Below are 17,903 nucleotides of genomic sequence, written 5' to 3' on the forward strand. Positions count from 1 at the left end.
CACAAGGCGTCGATGGCGATCATGGGCGATGACGATACGTCCGGAGGCATGAAAGGGCTAGTTTTCTGCCCGGTATCGGGCAGGGGTTGTGTTGTTTGACTGCCTGGTGTGCGGAAAGCGCCGCCGCGGCCCCCGCCGAAAGCCCACCCCCTTGCGGAAAGCCCACCCGCCGCGGAATGACCCACCGGCTCACGAGGTCCGACAGTCGCCACTCAACACGTACAAGGGGCAAATCGGAATATTCCGGTGCGCATGATCCTAGAGTGGCGTGGTGAACGGTGGTCGGCCAGTACGGGATGACGAGGGGAGCGCGGCCCGGCTCCTCGCGTTGGCCGACGGGGTGTTCGCCATCGCGATGACGCTGCTGGCGCTGGACATCGCGGTGCCCGACGGGCTGGACTCCGCCGGATTCGCGCAGGCGCTGCGGGATGTGATGCCCAAAGTCTGGGCGTACGTCCTCAGTTTGGTGGTCATCGCGGCGTTCTGGCGGGGGCATTACGAGACCTTCCGGTACGTGACGGACGTGGACGGCACGATCATCAAGCTGGTGCTGCTGGGCCTGGGGCTGGTCGCCCTGATGCCGTTCCCCACCACCCTGCTGGCCGAGTACGGGGACCAGCCGCAGTCGGTGGCCATTTACTCCGGCGCCGTCGCGGCCATGGGTGCCACGCAGCTCGCGCTGACGATCGTGCTGTGGAAGCGCCCATGGCTGGGGAGAGCGGTGCTGTCCGACCCCGTCGCGCGCAACGATGTGGTCGACCTCGCGGCGACGGTGCTGGTCTTCGCCGTCGCCATCCCGATCGCCTTCGTCTCGGCGACGGCCGCGAAGCTGTTGTGGGCGGTGCTGATCCCGATCAGAATTGCGACGGGTAAACGGGGCAAGCGCCTGCGCGCGGACGCTCAGCGGTTCAGCGCCTAACGGGACGGTGATGCATGCGTCGCACCCGCTCCCCATCACCGCACCCGCTCCCCATCACCGCACTCGCTCCCCAGCGCCCCACCCGCGCCCCAGTGCCACACCACCGCCCAGCCGAGCGACCACGAGTCCCAGGTCATCCGACTTTGCCTCTGACGCACGTAGGCTGCCCGCGCTGACCATTCCTCATGAAAGGGGCAGCTCATGACCTCTCGCCTCAATCCGTACATCAGCTTCTCCGGTGAAGCGAAGCAAGCCATGGAGTTCTACAAGGAGGTCCTCGGCGGCGACCTGTCCGTCAACACCTACGGCGCCTTCGGCTCCGAGGCGCCGCCCGGATACACCGACAAGATCATGCACAGCCAGCTTGAGACCGCCAGCGGGTTCACCCTGATGGCCGCCGACAATCCGCCCGGGACCGAGCACAAGCCCGGGAACAACTTCGCGGTGAGCCTGACCGGCGACGACTCGGACGAACTGCGCGGCTACTGGCAGAAGCTGTCCGCGGACGGCACCGTGGCCGTACCCCTGGAAAAGCAGATGTGGGGGGACGTGTTCGGCATGTGCACGGACAAGTTCGGTATCACGTGGATGGTCAATATCAGCGAGCGGCAGGGCTGATCCGGATGTCGGCGCGTCGGTGCTCCAACCGGTGCTCCAACCGGGGCACCGACGCGCTGTCCATGTCCCTGGCCGGCTCGGGCGGGTATCCGACGGGGCCCAGCCGTCCCGGCCGGGCGCGCTTGATGCGGGACTAGGGACGTGATGCCAGTGCGGTGTTGGCGACGTCGAGGATGTTGCGGAAGGTGCGGGTGATCACCGGCCTCGCGAGGTGGCGGGTGAGGAAGGAGCCGAGCAAGGGGACGGGGATCTCGGCGCGGGTGGTCCAGCGCACCTGGGTTCCGCCGTCGACCTCGGTGAAGGTCATGCGGCCGAGTTCGTGCCGGGACGGCGGCAGACTGCGTTCGACGACGTACTCGGTGGCGTACGGCGGGTCGTACTGGGTGATGCGTTCCCGGAACCAGCCGATCAGCCAGAGGTGGCTGCGCACCGCCCCGACTCCATACGGGGCGGACTCGCCGTGCCGGGTCAGACGGCAGCGCAGAATCAGGGACGAGGCCGTGTAGTTGGTGGTCGTGGTGAGCCAGCTGAACACGTCCTTGATCGGGGCGGCGATGACTCTCGAAGCGGCGACGCCGCGCCTGTACGTGCCGGCGGGTGCGGTGGGCCATCTGCCGGACGGTGACCTCGGTCTTCCCGACCGAGGCGGCGATCTCGCCGTGGGAGTAGCCGAACACCTCGCGCCGTGCCCGGACCGCGCGCAGGTAGTTGAGGGCCTGGCGGGTCACGACGCGGACCAGGTATGCGCGCGGATGCTCGACCGTGGCCGGATCGACCGCGCTCCACCGCAGGTAGCTCTCCTGGAGCACGTCCTCGGCGTCGGCGGCGCTGCCGAGTATCTCGTAGGCGAGGGTGAACAGCAGCGGCCGGTGCTCGGTGAAGGCGTCCTCAGCCATGGCCTGACCCCACCACGAGCATGTGTCGGTACCCCGGCATCACACGCGGCCCCTTTCTTCGGCTGCCCATCGAGACACGGCACGTCAGCGATCTGTGACAGTCCGCCGTTGCGATTCGCTCCACAACGGGTGTTCAGGGGTGCTGCGTTGCGCAGCCGTCCGCCAGAATCCGGTCCACCAGCACTTCGGTGACCACGAGAACGAAGGAACTCGGGTGCGCAATCCTGGAGTTGCCGGCCTCCCCGGCCGCGACGATTCCTGCTAGATGTCCTGAGGTTGCGGCCTCGTGGGCGGGCTCGTTGATTCTGTGGCTGCTTCTTCACCCGGCCGCACCTTGTGCGGGTGTGCGGGCATGGCCGGAAAGCCCTAAATGGCCTTTCGGCCGCTATGTCGGCTGCACGGCCTGATCGCCGCGCTGCGACGTGATGGCCATGCCTGCTACGTCGAATGCACCGCGGTAGATGGTGGCCGTCTTCTCATAACGAGTTGAGATGCCTCGCCAGCGAGGACACACCCCCTCACCCGTGTCCATCCGCCGCCACGCAGGCATCTATACGTCACTATGTGCGGAAACATCCTCTTTGTCTGGAGGTCGCGCATGAGTCGTGATGATCTTCCCTATCCAGAGACCGGGCTGCTCCTCACGCATTTCCTGACGGTGGCCGACGTAGCCCGATCCCGGGCTTTCTATTCCGACGTTCTGGGCGGTGAAGTGGTCCTCGCCGAGAATCCCTGCATCGTCAAGCTCGCCAATGGATGGATCATCATGAACCCCGGCGGCGGGCCGACCCCCGACAAGCCGGACGTCACGCTGCGCCCGCCCACTGACCCGAACACGGTCAGCAGCTTCCTCAATATCCGCGTCGCCGATATCGAGGAATGCCACCGGCAGTGGAGCGCCAAGGGAGCGGAATTCCTCACCCCGCCCCTCGACCGCAAAGCCGAATTGCGCTGCTATCTGCGCGACCCCGACGGCTACCTCATCGAAGTAGGACAAGCCACCGGCATGCAGCAGGGCATCTTCGCCGACCGGCCCGCCGGCAACACCTGACACCGACGAGCCGAGACCGCGACCCCTGGCAAGAGATCCAGCAGAAGCGTCCTGGCTAGCCCTTCGAATCCGGCTTCCAGTCTTGGGCGAGGAGACCGAGCAGCACCTCGTCCAGGAACTCGCCCATCACCCAGGCCGAGGAGCGCAGTACGCCCTCGCGGACAAAGCCGTTGCGCTCGGCGGAGCGCAGCATCGCGGTGTTGTCCGACAGCGTCTCGATCTGTAGCCGCTGTAGGCCGCGCACGATGAAGCCGTAGTGGCACAGCGTCGCGACCACGTCGGTGCCGTAGCCCTTGCCGCGCGAGGCCGGCAGCAGCCCCAGCCCGATGTGCGCGGACCGGTGGTGATTGTCGATGCCCCACAACGTCGCGGTGCCGACCAGTGTGCCGCCGTCCAGCTCCACTACGGAGAACTGGACGAGCCCCTGCGCCTTGTCGTCCACCACGAGCCGCGGATCCTTCGAGCCGGGCGTGATCGGCCGCCACGGCGAGCCTTCGGCCCGCGAGGCGTTGACCACGTCGTCGTAGAGCTCGGCCCGCAGGACCGGGATGTCGTCCTCGTACCGGGCCCTGAGCCCGACCTTGTTGCCCTTTAGCATGCAGGTTTCTTATCCGACCGGGCCGACCTGCGGCAAACGAATTGGAGGCCGGCGCAGTTGATGTCACGGCGGTAGTAGTTGAGGGGGCCGGCGAGACTCCTGCCTCGCCGGGCTGCGTCAGCCGAGGGTGACCGAGCCGCCCTTGACCGTCACCTTGGCGGGAGCCAGGCCCTTCGTGGCGGGGCCGGTCTTTACGCTGCCGTCGGTGATGTCGAACTTGCTGCCGTGGCACATGCAGTTGATGGTGCCGCCGGAGACCTCGCCGACGACGCAGCCCGCGTGGGTGCAGATCGCGGAGAAGGCCTTGATGTCGCCGTCCTGGGGCTGGGTGACGACGACCTTCTCGCCCTTGAAGATCTTGCCGCCGCCTTTGGGGATCTCCGACGTCTTGGCGAGGGTGGGGCCGCTGCCCCCGCCGGCGGAACCGTCGGCCCCGCTCCCGCCGGTGCCGCCCGAAGCGCTGTCGCCGCCTCCGCCGCTCGTCTCCGGGGCGGCCTGGTCGTCACCCGTGGCCTTGGAGTCCCCGCTCCCCGCGTCCGACATGCTGCCGCCGCAGGCCGCCAGCGCTGCCGTGAGTCCGGCCGCGCCGACCGCCGCGACGACGGCCCGCCGCCCCGTCCCACGTCCGGCCGGCGCCGGGCCGGCCTCCTCCGCCGCGGTCACCGCTGCGGTCTCCGTCCGCTCCGACGCTGCCTGTCGAGCCATGGTGTGCCTCCGGTTCTTGGTGGTGCCTTCGGTGCGCGATGTGCTCCATGGACGTTGCACAAGGTCATACGGAGCGACGGCCGGGAGCGTTCAATGCGGCGGTGGGCCATCCGTGGGAGCGGCTATCGGACGCTCCCACGGATGGCGGCAGCAGGCAGCAGGCGGCAGGCGGCAGGCAGCAGGCGGCAGGCGGACGGGTGGGCGGGCGGACGGGGGACGCCTGGGCAGGTGTGACGGAAGCGGACGAGGAGGCCCGTGGGGGAGACGCCGCCCCCACCTGGCCGCCCGACGGTCGCGCCGCCCACCACCCGGCCGCCCGACGACCGACCCGCCCTCACCCCCCATCACTCCTTGCCGGTGCCCCCCTCCAACGCGTTCATCAGGAAGTCCCGCTGGAAGTGCAGCAGCTGGGCGTTGACCGCGTCGTCGGCCGGGAGATGTGTGGCGCCGGGCAGGGGCAGCACGCTGTGTGGTTTGCCCGCGGCGAGGAGTTCGGCCGAGAAGCGGAGGGTGTGTGCGGCCACCACATTGTCGTCCGCGAGCCCGTGGACCAGCAGCAGCGGGCGGCTCAGCAGATGGCCGTGGCCGATGAGGGAGGCGCGCTCATAGTTCTCCGGCTGGTTCTCCGGGTGGCCCAGGAAGCGCTCCTTCCAGTGGGTGTCGTACATCCGTTGGTCGGTGGGCGGGGCACCGGCGACCGCCGCGTGGAAGATCTCGGGGTGGTACAGCACGGCGGCCGCGGCCAGGAACCCGCCGAACGACCAGCCGCGGATCGCCACCCGGGTCAGATCCAGGTCGCCGCAGTGCGCCGCGGCCGCCCGCAACGCGTCCACCTGGTCCTCCAGCGCCGGGCCGAGCTGGTCGCCGTGCATGGTCTTCTCCCAGGCCGGGCCACGGTTCGGGGTTCCGCGCCCGTCGACCACCAGCACCGCGAACCCCTGCTCGGCGAACCACTGCGACACACAGGTGAACCACCCCCGGGCCCGCCCCACGAGCTGCATACCCGGCCCCCCGTACGGGTCGAGCAGGACCGGGAGCTTTCCGGTGCCCTCCTCGTGCCACGACGGCAGGTAGAGGGCGCCGCGCAACTTCCGTTCGCCGAGCGTCAGATGGACCGGTCGCGGGGTGATCGACGGCTCCTCGGCGAGCGAGGTGAGGGCCTGGTACGGCGGGCCCCCGGCAGCCCCGGAATCCTCAGCAGCCCCGTCACCCCGCAGTACGCCCACCTCGTTGCCCCGCGGGGTCAGGCCGGCCAGGACGACCGTGCCGCCCCGCGCCGCCCCTGTGTACCTGCCGGGCTCCCGGCTGAGCCGGCGGAGGCCGTGGCCGGGTTCATGGCACCACACATGGGTCTCCAGCGGGTCGTCGCTCGCCGTGAACAGCACCCGCTCACCCTCGACCCCGAGGACCGCGCACAGCTGTAGCCCCTCCGGGGTGACCCGTTGGCCGCCGACGGTCAGATAGCGGGTGTCGCCCTCGTCCTCGGGGAGCACCAGGGCACCCGATGCCGTACGGGCCGGGACGCCCTCGGTGATCTCCACCCAGGCGGGGTCGGTCCGCTCATGGAGCACCTCGGTGGCACCGGTCTCCGGATCGACCGCGAGCGTGCGCACTATGCGCTGGTCGCGGCTCTGCACGGTGACGAACGGACCGTGCGCGTCCCAGCCGGCCGCCACGACGTACTCGTACGCCTTACGGTCCCACTCCACCTCGACCCGCTCGCCCTCCAGCGAGCGGACCTCCAGGGTGACCTCCGCATTCGCGGTGCCGGCCGCCGGGTAGCGGATCGCCTGCGGCGGTTTCGCCGGGTTGGCCGGATCGCTGATGTAACGCCGTTCCACGGGGCTGGTGTCGACCCTCGCCACCAGGACGCGGCGGCTGTCCGGCGCCCACCAGTAGCCGCGCGACCGATGCATCGATTCGGCGGCCGCGTACTCGGGGAGCCCGTAGGAGATCTCCGGGTCCTCCGCACGGGCCAGCTGCCGGTCGGCGCCGGTCAGATCGACGACATGGAAGCAGCGGCGGCTCACATAGGCGATGTACCGGCCGTCGGGGGAGGGGCGGGGGTCGACCACCGGACCGGCCGCGGGGACGGAGAACGGTGTGCCGCCGTCGGTACGCACCGCCCACAGGGCCCCCGACAGCGCGAACGCCACCATACGGGCGGCATCGTCGGTCGCGTACGACACCACTCCCACCGAGCGCTCACGGGCGCGCTCCCGGCGCAGCCTCTCCTCCTCGGGGACCGCCCCGGAACCGGCCCCTACCAGGAGCGCCGGATCGGCGAGCAGCCTTTCCGCGCCGTCCTCGTACTGCCACAGCCGGCCCACCGGATCGGTGCCCGAGACCGTACGGACGAAGAGCACCCGGCGGCCGTCGGGGGAGACGGTGAAATGCCTGGGCACGCCGAGGGAGAAACGGCGGCTGCGGGCGAACTGGCGGGGAAAATCAGCGGAGTTCGTGGACGGCTCGGATGTCGGGGTGCTGCGGTGCAAGATGCTGTCCTCCAGATGCTGAGGGCGTTCCGGTCTGCGGCGGTCCCGGGGCACGGCAAGCCCTGGGTGCAACCTAGGCATATTTCGGATTCAGCGGAAAGGCCCGGTCGTGACCTGTGGATCCAGGCAGCACTGAGCGCCGGTATCTGACCGGGCGCAGAGCGAAGAGGAACCGGCGAGGGGACGAGGCCGTTGCCGTGGTGGTGAGGAAGGGGGCCGAAAAAGCCTTGGCGCTGGGCTGCGCCGCCGTGTGCGAGGGCGGCCGCCGCCGGGACCGCTTGGGGAGTCACTCCCGTCGAGGCCCGGAGATCGTCGGTGCCGACGATCCAGGTACTTCTATCACAGGGGCCCGCCGACGATCACGCGAACTCGACCTGATGGTACGTCAGGGAGTGGGTGTCACACGGTAAGTCGGCGGGAGCCTGGAGCTAGTTGGGGATTTCGCCGCCCGGACCCTCGTGCCCGCCCGCGCCTTCGAGAGTCGGCTCCACGTCGCCAACGTCAACTGGACCGGCGAGCACGGCGGCCTCACCGGCCGCGGGCTTGGGCGAGCTGCTCCAACTGCCGTTTGTCCGGCTTGCCGTTGCGGTTGAGCGGGAAGTGTTCGAGCACGACAACCCGGTCGGGGTGCTCGTAGGCCGCGAGCATGCCACAGAGCCGCTCGCGCCAGTACGTGTCCTCCCGGCCCTGGTCGTCCTCCACGAAGAACACGAGCTGGGCGCCACGCCGCTCGTCGGGCAGGGCGACGATCCTGACGGAGCAGCCCTGGGCCGCCACGCCGCGTTCGATCAGCTCGGGGTAGAGGGTGTAACCCTTGCGGTGCACCGCGTACTTGCGGCCGAGGACGAAGAGATTGCCGTCCGTGTCGAGCCGGCCGAGATCGCCGGTGCGCTGCCAGCCCTGGGGGGCGGGCTGGAGGGTGCCGTCCTCGGCGAGATAGCCCTCCAGCGCGTCGGGGGTGTTCACCTCCACCTCGCCGGGCTCGCCCGCGGGGACCGCCCGGCCGTCGTCGTCGACGACGCGCACCCGGATACCGTCCATCGCCTGCCCGCACGCCACGGGATTGTCCGGCGTCGCGAAGGCGATATTGCCCAGCTCCGTGCTGCCGTAGCTGTCCAGCAGCGGCCGCCCGAACTCCGTCTCGTACTGGCCGACCAGCGGATCGTCCAGCGGCGCCGCGCCCACGCAGAACATCCGCGCCCGCGCGAGCCCGGGGCGCAGACTCGGCTTCCGTGAGACGAGGTTGAGCATGCTGCGGTAGCTGGACGGCGTGGCATCGATGACCGTGGCCCCCGACTCCTCCGCCATCAGCAGCGCGCGGTCCAGCCGCCGGTAAGGGGCGATCACCAGCGAGCAGCGCTTCAGCCAGGCGATCAGCACCATGGAGAGGCCGTATTGGTGGGCGAACGGCAGCAGTGGCAGCAGGACGTCGTCCTCCCGGTGCCCGACCTGCGCCGCGTTCCGTTCGAGGTTCTTCAGGAACTTGCGACCGGACTTGACCACACCCTTGGGGGAGCCGGTCGAACCGGAGGTCCACATGATCAGGCCGTCGGGGAGCTCGCACCAGGCGTCGGCGGTCAGCCGCTCGCCGGTGACCTGCCGGCCGGCGGCGGACACCAGCAACTCGTAGAGATGCACGGCCTCCTGGCTGCTGTCGAGCGGCGAGTCCTCATCACTGAGGACCAGCTTCGTACCGGTCCGCAGGATGATCCGCCGGGTCGGCTCCGCATGCTCCTGCTGGTCGACCAGCACGATCGAGGCGCCTATGTGCATCAGCCCGAGCAGCGTCGCCACCCAGGCGGGCGAGTTGCCGGCCTTGAGCATGACCCGGTCCCCGGGGCCCACGCCGCGTTCGCCGAGCACCTGCGCGATGCACAGTGCGTCGTGCTCGAATTCGGACAGGGTCCGCACCGAGTCAGGGGCAAAGATCTTTGCGTTCACTGGTCGCACGCTTCCTTCCTCGTGGGCAGACCTCACATGCGGCATCACTACGGAAAAGCAGCGGGAGCCGCCCAGCCGACAGGGCAGGGCACGTGCCTCACCTACGGCGAGTCTGGAAGCGGGGGCGCGGGGAGGGAACCCTTATCCGCACCCCTAAGGTCCCTTCTCTTGCCGCCCCGGCCTCGTCCCGCCGCGGCGGGAATTCCGTTGCGGGCCGGACCCACCAGGGACGTTGCGCGGAGTGCAGCGCGGGCATCGGCGCTGCCGCGCCCAGGCATGCGGCGAACGCGGGGAGCGCGGCGTACGCGCGGTCGTCTTCGTCGTGGACTGCCCACCGTCACCGCGGCGTTCGAGGGTCCACCGTGGAGGCAGCATGCTCGATCTTGCTTTCGCCGGGCAATTCCGCCTGCCGGTTTTCCTCCGTGGTTCACCTTCCTGTCCGGCGGCCGTGATAGCTGCGCCGTGCCCCACCCGGGTAATTCCTTTCGGCCATCTTCCGCCGCACCGGCTCAGGTGCCCGTGCACCGCCCCTGGCCTCCTTCGCAGCGCGATCCGCGGGGATGCCGGGCCGGCGGGGCGAGCTGACTTTTGCGGGTTACTCACAGGTCAGTTCTTGAACTTACTCTGGGTAGCACCCCGTGTACGCGAGTCAAGGCGGGGTCAAGCGCTGCCACGCCAACTTCCGTCGTCCCGGCGCGGATTGCGCTGATGGGTGGGGTGGTCCGTGGGGTGGTCGCGGTGTGACGGTGCGGAGGAGTGTGCGCCGGTCGTTGGGGTCCATGGGCTGCCGCTCGTCCACCCGGGTGCTGCCGGAGTTTCGGCCCGTGGGCTGCGCTGATGGTGCGCGACGCCCTATTGGTTGCTCAAGCGCACTTTTGCGTGACTCATACTCAGGAGCCCTTGCGGAAGGCCCGGAAGGCCGAGAAGCGTGGTTGCCGCGTCGTGTGAACATCTGGCGGCGCTGCGTCGTCGACCGCCGGTGGAGGCGGTTGTTCCGGTGGTCGAACGTGGTGTTCCGGATGGTCCGGCCGGTTCGCGTTTGTGCAGGCAGGGGCAACGCAAACTGCGGAATCATGAATTCCGTGGCGATGTGCCGGCTCCCGGAACCTGAAATTCCGCGGCGGCTGGTCCCGGGTCGGATTCCGAAATTCGCGAGAATGCCGGGCCGGTCGGTGGCGTACACTTAGTGGCCTCCATGTGACTGCCGTCACAGTGGACCGGCTTGAACCTCGGGGGTGTGATCGTCCATATTATTGGCCGCAGTGCCTTTGCGACATGAAAACGTCGACTTTAATGTCTCTTGATGTTTTCTGGTTCGGGTTTCAAGCGCACGTTTCCGGCGTTCGGGGGGTCGGTCTTCTTGGTGAAAGTTCGGCTTTCCAGCCGTTTTCCGGTTGGAATTTCCACCCCTGAGATAAGTGTTCGGTGGTGTGGAATCGTGCGTCCGGAGGCAATGTTGCCTTCTTGCTTTCTGTGATTTCTGAAATGCAATATTGACTCTAGAGTCAAATTTTACAACTGCGGTTGATCGACGTTCGCCGAATTTACTCGGCAGTCAGATTGCACCTGAGTGGTCGGTGTGGAATCAACACTTCTTCATCGCTGGATCCTTATGCGTGATACGCACTCCGGGGATCCGGATCGGCGGGGTGTCCTGTTTTTCAAACGGCGGGAAAATGTTGATGACGATGAGCATTCCGATGAGCGGTGCGGCACTCGCGCCGCCCGGCACTGCCGTCGTCCAGGTAAATCTTGTGGGGAATGTGCATTGCCTCGGGCAGGAGAGGTACGCCCGGGGTTCTTCTTCGGGGAGGAAGAGCTGCATGGGGTTAGTGGAACGAGAAGCAGTGATGTCGGAGCTACGCGCCGCATTGAGTGCCAGCGCCAAGGGGTCCGGCAAGGTAGCGGTGATACGAGGGGGAATCGCCAGCGGTAAGACTGCCCTGCTCAGGGCATTCGAGGAGCATGCGGTGGCGGCCGGCGCCACGCTGTTGCGGGCCTCGGGCGCGCCCAGCGAGCAATCGCTCCGCTTCGGTGTGATCGAGCAGTTCCTCAGCGGGGCGACCACCCCGCCGGAAGCCACCGAGTCGCTGTCCCACCTGGCCGGCCTGACCACGCCCCAGGTGGGGAGCGAAGCACCGTCCTCCGCGCAGTCCGGGACCAGGGCCGCGCACGACCTGTGCGTCGGGCTGCTCGAACTGAGCCGGCAGGGGCCGTTGGTGATCACCGTGGACGATCACCAGTTCGCTGACAGCGCCTCGCTGCACGTGCTGACCTACCTCCAGCACCGGATCGGCACGGCGCGGGTGATGCTGCTGCTCAGCCAGGGGACCGAACCTCCGTCCGAGCTGGTGGCGGAGGCGCTCCGGCGGTCGCATTCCCGGCAGTTCACGCTGTCCCCGTTGTCTCCGGAGGGCGTCGGGCAGCTTCTCGCGCAGCGGCTGGACTCCCTGGTGGCCGATCAGCAGGCACCCGGCAGCTACGCCGTGACCGGGGGCAATCCCCTGCTGACGCACGCCCTGATCGACGACAGCCTGGCGCCCGACCAGGAAGCGGCCGCCGGAGCGGCGGTCGAGCCGGTCACCGGGCCGGCCTTCACCAGGGCCGTGCTGGCGATCCTGCGTCGCGGCGGCCCGCAACTGCTGCGGACGGCACGGGCGGTCGCGGTGCTCGGCGAGTTCGCCGCCCCCGCGCTGCTGGCCCGCTTCCTGGACGTCCGGCCGTCGGTCGTGGGCGGTGCGCTGGAAACGCTGGAACTGGCGGGGCTGACCACCGACGCCCAGTTCCGGTACCACGGCACACGGACCGCCGTACTGGACGAACTCACGCCCGAGGAGCGTTCCGCGCTGAACCGCCGAGCGGCCGAATTGCTGCACCACGACGGCGTGGCGCCCTCGGACGTGGTGGGCTACCTGCTGGCCGCCGGCGAGGCCGAAGAGCCCTGGGCCGCCCGGGTGCTGCATGCCGCCGCCGATCAGGCGCTGGCCCACGCGGAGCAGGCGCTGGCGGGCGGCAAGGTGGCGGAGGCCGTGCAGTACCTGGAGTTCGCCAGCCGCTCCTGCGGCGACGAGCACAAGCGCGCCATGCTCACCGCGCGGCTCGCCTGGGTGCAGTGGACGATCAGCCCCGCGGCCGCGAGCCGGCACCACGGGCCCTTGCAGACGGCGCTGGAGAAGGAGTTGCTCAGCTGCCGTGAGGTGATGCGGCTGGTCCGTTCGCTGGCATGGCACGGCCGCCCCGAGGAAGCGGTGCGCGCGCTGGAATGCCTGGGGACCCCGCCCGAGGCAGACGGCTCCCGCGATCCGGCCGAACGGAGACTGACCCGCCGGTGGCTCGCCCGCTGGTATCCGCAGATCTTCGCCCGGGTCGAACGGCACGCCGCGATGGCTGAACCCACGGCTTCCCCGGCCCCGGTGCGCCGGCCGCACACCGCCGTTCTTCCTCGTGGCACCGCGCACACCCCGGTCGTGGACGGACCCGAGCAGGTGCTGCAAAAGGCACGGGTCCGGGAGACTCCGCTGGCATCCGTGATCTCCGCGCTGCATGAACTCCTCGCTGCCGAGCGGTTCGAGCGCGCGATGTACTGGTGCAATGAGCTGCTCCAGAAGGCCGAGGGCCAGCACGCCGCCGCCTGGCGCGGGGTGCTGCTGGACACCCGGGCCGCGGTCAGCCTCCGGCTCGGCGATCTGGCCGATGCGGAACGGGACGCTTGCAGCGCCTTGACGGCCCTCTCCGCACGCAGCTGGGGTGTGGCGATCGGTTCACCGCTGTCCCACGCGATACACGCCGCGACGATGCGCGGCCATTTCGCCCGAGCCGAGGTATTTCTCGACCACATGATCCCGCAGTCCATGATGGACACCCGTTACGGGCTCCAGTACCGGACGGCGCGGGGGCATTTTCATCTCGCGACGGACCGGCCGCATGCCGCGCTGGAGGATTTCGAGGCCGTGGGTGATCTCGTGGTCAAGTGGAAGCTTGATCACCCGATGACGCTGCCCTGGCGCGGAGACCTGGCCCAGGCCCTGGTCCGGGTCGGTCAGACCGACCGGGCCAGGGAGCTCATCAAGGATCAACTGCGCATGATCGGGCCGGACTCCACCCGGATGCGCGGGATCTCCCTCGGCATCCTCGCCTCGGTCAGCGACCTCAAACAACGGCTGCCGCTGCTCGGCGAGGTGGTCGATCTGTTGCAGGCCGGCGGGGACCGCTACCAGCTGGCCCAGGCATTCGTCGAACTCGGTCAGGTCTGGCAGATCCTCGGCAAACTGGACCGGGCCCAGCTGATCCGGCGCCGCGCGCTGCAACTGGCCAAGAGCTGCCATGCCGAGCAGTTGTCCCATCAGCTGCTCGCCACCAGGGAGCCGCTGAACAGTGAGCCGGCCACGAGCCAGTGGGAGGACGCCGAGGGCATGGCCGTGCTGAGCGAGGCCGAGCGCCGGGTGGCCGCGCTTGCCGCGCTGGGGCGGACGAACCGGGAGATCGGCCGGAAGCTGCACATCACCGTGAGCACCGTGGAACAGCATCTGACGAGGGTGTACCGGAAGCTGAACATCAAGCGCCGGGCGGATCTGCCGGTCGGGCTCCCGGCGGACATCGCGGATATCGCCTGACTGACGGGGGTGCATGGCGCCAACTGGCGGCTGTAGTAAGGGAGTCGAAGCCGCGCGCCGGTACGGGCGCGGCGGACGGCTTCCTCCGTTTCCTCGGCTTCCTCTGCTTCCTCGGTTTCCTCAGATATCGGCGCGCAGACACACCGTGTCCAGCGGAAGGTCCAGCGGCTTGAGCGTCCCGCAGGGCGGTGCGTCGGCGACCCAGTCGGCCGGGTCCGGCATCGCCAGCGTGCCGTCCTCCTGGGGGCGGGCGAAGGTCACCCCGTGCGCGCCGACGGCGTCCGCCAGCTCGACCAGCCACTGGGTCGCCGCGTTCCCCGGCGGGGGCGGGATGACGCGGGTGTACAGCTGGGTGGGCAGCCCGGCCGCGACGGTGGCACGGGTGCCGGAGATCAGGGATCTGAGGCGGTGCTCGCGCTCGTCGGGCCCTAATCGATGCTGCCGGGTGAGAGCGGTGTCCACGCAGATGCGCAGTGCGTCGACACAGTCGGCGAGCGCTTCCGCGTGGCGCTCGGCCGGGCAGCGTTCGGTGGTGAGGCTGACCGTGCAGCCGTCGTCGGTGAGATGGCCGGCGATGTCGGTGAGCGCGGGGGTGGGCAGCGGATCGACCTCGTGCAGGTCCACGGTGAGCAGCCCGACGCAGGCCAGCGCGCGTGCCGCACGGCGGTGCACGGAATCCGCCGGCACGCACGTGGGGGACGGATCGCGCTGCACCACCGGGGACCAGCGCACCCCGAGGGCCGACGAGCCACCCAGCGCGGCCAGGTCGGCCACCGGGTGCGCGGCGACCTCGCTCGCCCGCAGCATCGTGCGGCCCACCGTGATCAGCTGGTTCCGGTGGTGGGTCGTCCCGGTCAGGGGGTCATGCACGACGAGGTGACCGGCGCGGACGCCGACGCCGTAGACCCGGGCCGGTGCGACGGTTGCACCGCGCGACGACCGCATCGAATACCTCCTGGCGATGAGGGAGGGGAGCCGGTATGGACCTTTGCGTATCGTGAATCGTCGTAAGCAGAAAATATGCCGTGGCGATCCATTCCGTGAATCAACCTACGGCTACACGACGGGTGGAGCTACCTCTACCCCGGTTACCCGATATCTCATTCCTTACCGGGGAGAGATGATCCGGACTCCGCGGACAAAGTGCCGTCGGCGGCTTCACTTGGCCATCCTCGAAGGGGTCAAGGCGCCTTTTCCAGCCAGCTGTTGGGGCGTGGGGCGGAGAGCGGTGGTGATCCGGATGGCCGTGCGGAAGGGGCCGATCCGCCACGGTACGCGTCGCGGATATGCCCCGGATCGTGGATAGCGCGCGGTTCCCCGGGAATTGACGATCGATTCCCGGCCAATGCCTCCCTATTGAGGACAGGGGTGTCGGCCAAAAGAAACCGGGAACCGCTGCCTCCGGTCGGTATTGTGGCAGGCGGCGATCGCTCCCGCCGGGGGGCATCGGAAACACGGGGAGAGCGATGTTCGGACGGCACCTCTGGGCGCCCCTGCGCGGCCTCGTGCTCTTCGGGCTGGGACTCACCGCCGGGCCGATGCTGGCCGCCGTCGGCCTCGGCACGCTCTTCGGCATCCAGTCGCTCGCCCAGTGGTACCGCGATCCGCTCAACGTCTACCGCGCCCTCGCCGGGCGGTGGTGCGGGGTGGACATCCCGGTGCCGTACCAGCCCCCGCCGCCACCACCCGAACCCGAACCCGACGGCTGGTACCGCTACAAGAACCGGCTCTACCTGACCCCGAAGAAGCTCTCCTACGAACGGCGCTGGGACTGGCTGGTCAAGGACCCGGCGACCTCGCGGGACATCCTGTGGATGCTGATCAACCCCGTCGCCGGCAGCATCACGGCGCTGCTGCCGCTCACCCTGGTCGTGGTGGGCGCCACCTCCCCGTGGTACCGGCCGGGACACCCCGGGATCACCGTCCCGGTCGCCGTGGCGACGGCACTGGCCGGCTTCGGCTTCGGGCCGGCCCTGCTCCATCTGCACGGCCGTTGGACCTGCCAACTCCTCGCGTCCGCCGCCGACTCCGGAATACGGCGTGCGCTGATCTGGATCGGCCGCGGGGGGCTCGCCACCTGGCGGCTGGCCCTGACCGCCGGACTCGCGGTCGCCGAAATGGCCGCCGCCCTCATGCATGTGCTGGCGATGGTGCCGATCCTGCTGTGGGCCTGGCCGACCGTGCTGGTCGCCGGGCGGCAGCTCACCTCCTGGCGCCGGCAGCAGATCCAGGAGTGGACCGGCATCCGGATCGACCGGCCCTATCTTCCCGAACCGGTCCTGCCACCGCCCCGGCCCGACGGCACGTACCAGATCGGCCGCACGCTGTACCGCACCCCGGAGATGGCGCTGCGGTCCCTGCGCTACCGGCAGAACGCCCGGGACCTGGCCACCTGGCGGGACCTGCTCTGGCTGCTGCTCGACCCGGTGGTAGGCGTGCTGCTCGCCGCGGTCCCCGTCCTGGTCACCGGATACTGCTTCTTCGGTCTGATCTGGTCCTGGGCCTGGGCATCGCTGCTTCAGCTCTTCGTCGACTTCCACACCTTCGAGAGCTGGCCCCTGCTGACCCGCGGTGTCCCGGTCCTCGGCGACTACCCGATCGTGACCGCCCCCCTGATCGGTGTGGTCGGCACCCTCACCGGGTGTCTGCTCGCCCTCCCGCTGCTGCGGCTGCACGGCCTGTGGAGCTGGCTCCTCCTCGGGCCGACCAAGTCGGCGCTGCTCGGCCGCCGGGTGGACCAGCTCACCGAGACCCGGATGGAGGCCCGGGAGACGCTGTCCTCGGAGCTGCGCCGGATCGAACGGGATCTGCACGACGGGGCGCAGGCGCAGTGGGTGGCCATGGGGATGAAACTCGGCGCCATCGAGGCACTCATCGAACGGGACCCGGCTGCCGCCAAGACGATGGTCGGGACCGCCAGGGAAGCCTCCGCGAAAGCACTCATCGAGTTACGCCATCTGATCCGCGGGATCAACCCGCCGGTGCTCGCCGAACGCGGGATCGCGGACGCCATCCGCGGGCTGGCCCTGGACTCGCCGCTCTCCGTCGGTCTGCGGATCGAGCTGCCCGGCCGTCCCGAGCGTCCGGTCGAATCCGCCGCCTACTTCGCGGTGTCCGAACTGCTCACCAATGTTTCCAAACACGCCGACGCGGGCCGTGTGCACATCGATGTGCGCTACACGGCGAACCAGCTGCGAATCGCGCTCACCGACAACGGGGTCGGGGGCGCCGATCCGGCGAAGGGCAGCGGGCTGCGCGGCGTCCAGCGGCGGCTCGCTACCTTCGACGGAAGTCTCGCCGTGCACAGTCCACTTGGCGGCCCCACCACAGTCACTCTGGAGATTCCGTGCGTGTTGTCCTCGTAGAGGACCTCTACCTGCTTCGCGAAGGTCTGACCCATCTGCTCACCGCGCACGGCTTCGAGGTGGTCTCCGCGGTCGAGACCGGCCCGGAGCTGCTCACGGCCGTGCAGGAGCACCGGCCCGACATCGCGATCGTGGATGTCCGGCTACCGCCCACGTTCACCGACGAGGGGCTCCAGGCGGCGCACGAGGCCCGCCGGCGGATCCCCGGCCTGCCCGTACTGGTGCTGTCCCAGCACGTCGAGCAGCTCTATGCGCGCGAACTGCTGGCCGACGGGTCCGGTGCCATCGGATATCTGCTGAAGGACCGGGTGTTCAACGCCACGCAGTTCGTGGACGCGCTGCGCCGGGTCGCCGAGGGCGGTACCGCGATGGACCCGGAGGTCATCTCCAAACTGGTGGAGAGCAACGCCCATCAGGAGCCGCTGGGCACCCTGACCGCCCGGGAACGGGAGGTTCTGGAGCTGATGGCAGAGGGCTGTTCCAACGCGGCGGTCTCCCATCGCCTCTACATCAGCGAAGGCGCGGTGAGCAAACACATCGCCAGCGTCTTCAGCAAGCTGAATCTGACCAACTCCAATGACACCAACCGCCGGGTGCTCGCGGTCCTTGCTTATTTGAACAGCGCGAATCTGGACTAGGGCTGTCCTGGGGGCCTGTCCGGTGGGCCGGAGCCGGGGGACCGTACCGACTCATCGGACCGGC

13 protein-coding genes and 1 pseudogene are annotated in these 17,903 nt (G+C 69.1%); 6 read left to right on the forward strand and 8 right to left on the reverse strand.

Translation table 11 applies throughout. The features are described 5' to 3' along the window. Positions 1-268 precede the first annotated feature (268 nt). Positions 269-919 (forward strand): TMEM175 family protein, encoded by a 651-nt coding sequence (locus tag AC3EUV_RS21550; protein WP_435603628.1) that lies wholly within the window; start codon positions 269-271, stop codon positions 917-919. A gap of 201 nt (positions 920-1,120) precedes the next feature. Continuing rightward, positions 1,121-1,537 (forward strand): VOC family protein, encoded by a 417-nt coding sequence (locus AC3EUV_RS21555; RefSeq protein ID WP_432145760.1) that lies wholly within the window; start codon positions 1,121-1,123, stop codon positions 1,535-1,537. Between the two features lie 133 nt (positions 1,538-1,670). On the opposite strand, the gene AC3EUV_RS21560 is transcribed toward AC3EUV_RS21555, so the two are convergent. Further along, positions 1,671-2,072: an SRPBCC family protein gene (locus AC3EUV_RS21560; protein WP_432145761.1), complete on the reverse strand. Its 402-nt coding sequence runs from the start codon at positions 2,070-2,072 to the stop codon at positions 1,671-1,673. A gap of 169 nt (positions 2,073-2,241) precedes the next feature. Beyond that, positions 2,242-2,433, reverse strand: a pseudogene (locus tag AC3EUV_RS21565) (sigma factor); the annotation flags it as partial. Positions 2,434-3,031: 598 nt separating this feature from the next. Between AC3EUV_RS21565 and AC3EUV_RS21570 the strand changes: the two are divergent. Continuing rightward, entirely contained in the window at positions 3,032-3,484 is a 453-nt protein-coding gene (locus AC3EUV_RS21570) for a VOC family protein (protein ID WP_432145762.1), read from the forward strand. A 55-nt stretch (positions 3,485-3,539) separates the two neighbouring features. On the opposite strand, the gene AC3EUV_RS21575 is transcribed toward AC3EUV_RS21570, so the two are convergent. The 5 genes from AC3EUV_RS21575 to AC3EUV_RS21595 form a co-directional block, all read right to left on the reverse strand. Continuing rightward, positions 3,540-4,082: a GNAT family N-acetyltransferase gene (locus AC3EUV_RS21575; protein ID WP_432145763.1), complete on the reverse strand. Its 543-nt coding sequence runs from the start codon at positions 4,080-4,082 to the stop codon at positions 3,540-3,542. 117 nt (positions 4,083-4,199) lie between these two features. Then, complete coding sequence (locus AC3EUV_RS21580; RefSeq protein WP_432145764.1) at positions 4,200-4,787, reverse strand: Rieske (2Fe-2S) protein; 588 nt, start codon at positions 4,785-4,787, stop codon at positions 4,200-4,202. 344 nt (positions 4,788-5,131) lie between these two features. Further along, positions 5,132-7,282, reverse strand: coding sequence for a S9 family peptidase (locus tag AC3EUV_RS21585; protein ID WP_435603629.1), 2,151 nt, complete (start codon positions 7,280-7,282; stop codon positions 5,132-5,134). A gap of 528 nt (positions 7,283-7,810) precedes the next feature. Next, positions 7,811-9,223 carry a class I adenylate-forming enzyme family protein gene (locus tag AC3EUV_RS21590; protein ID WP_435603630.1) on the reverse strand — a complete coding sequence of 471 codons (1,413 nt, stop codon included), beginning with the start codon at positions 9,221-9,223 and terminating at the stop codon, positions 7,811-7,813. A gap of 1,585 nt (positions 9,224-10,808) precedes the next feature. Continuing rightward, positions 10,809-11,048: a hypothetical protein gene (locus tag AC3EUV_RS21595; RefSeq protein WP_432145767.1), complete on the reverse strand. Its 240-nt coding sequence runs from the start codon at positions 11,046-11,048 to the stop codon at positions 10,809-10,811. Between AC3EUV_RS21595 and AC3EUV_RS21600 the strand changes: the two genes are divergently transcribed. Then, complete coding sequence (locus AC3EUV_RS21600) at positions 11,047-13,836, forward strand: helix-turn-helix transcriptional regulator (protein WP_432145768.1); 2,790 nt, start codon at positions 11,047-11,049, stop codon at positions 13,834-13,836. The two genes, AC3EUV_RS21595 and AC3EUV_RS21600, sit on opposite strands and share 2 nt — an antisense overlap. A 120-nt stretch (positions 13,837-13,956) precedes the next feature. On the opposite strand, the gene AC3EUV_RS21605 is transcribed toward AC3EUV_RS21600, so the two are convergent. Further along, complete coding sequence (locus tag AC3EUV_RS21605; RefSeq protein WP_435603631.1) at positions 13,957-14,781, reverse strand: hypothetical protein; 825 nt, start codon at positions 14,779-14,781, stop codon at positions 13,957-13,959. 521 nt (positions 14,782-15,302) lie between these two features. Here AC3EUV_RS21605 and AC3EUV_RS21610 point away from each other — a divergent pair. Continuing rightward, a complete protein-coding gene (locus tag AC3EUV_RS21610; RefSeq protein WP_435603632.1) occupies positions 15,303-17,201 on the forward strand; it encodes a sensor histidine kinase in 1,899 nt (632 codons plus the stop codon). Further along, positions 17,183-17,839 carry a response regulator transcription factor gene (locus AC3EUV_RS21615; protein ID WP_387242307.1) on the forward strand — a complete coding sequence of 219 codons (657 nt, stop codon included), beginning with the start codon at positions 17,183-17,185 and terminating at the stop codon, positions 17,837-17,839. Before AC3EUV_RS21610 ends, AC3EUV_RS21615 begins: the two co-directional genes overlap by 19 nt. The last annotated feature ends 64 nt before the right edge of the window (positions 17,840-17,903 follow it).

The organism is Streptomyces sp. bgisy130, from assembly GCF_057708345.1.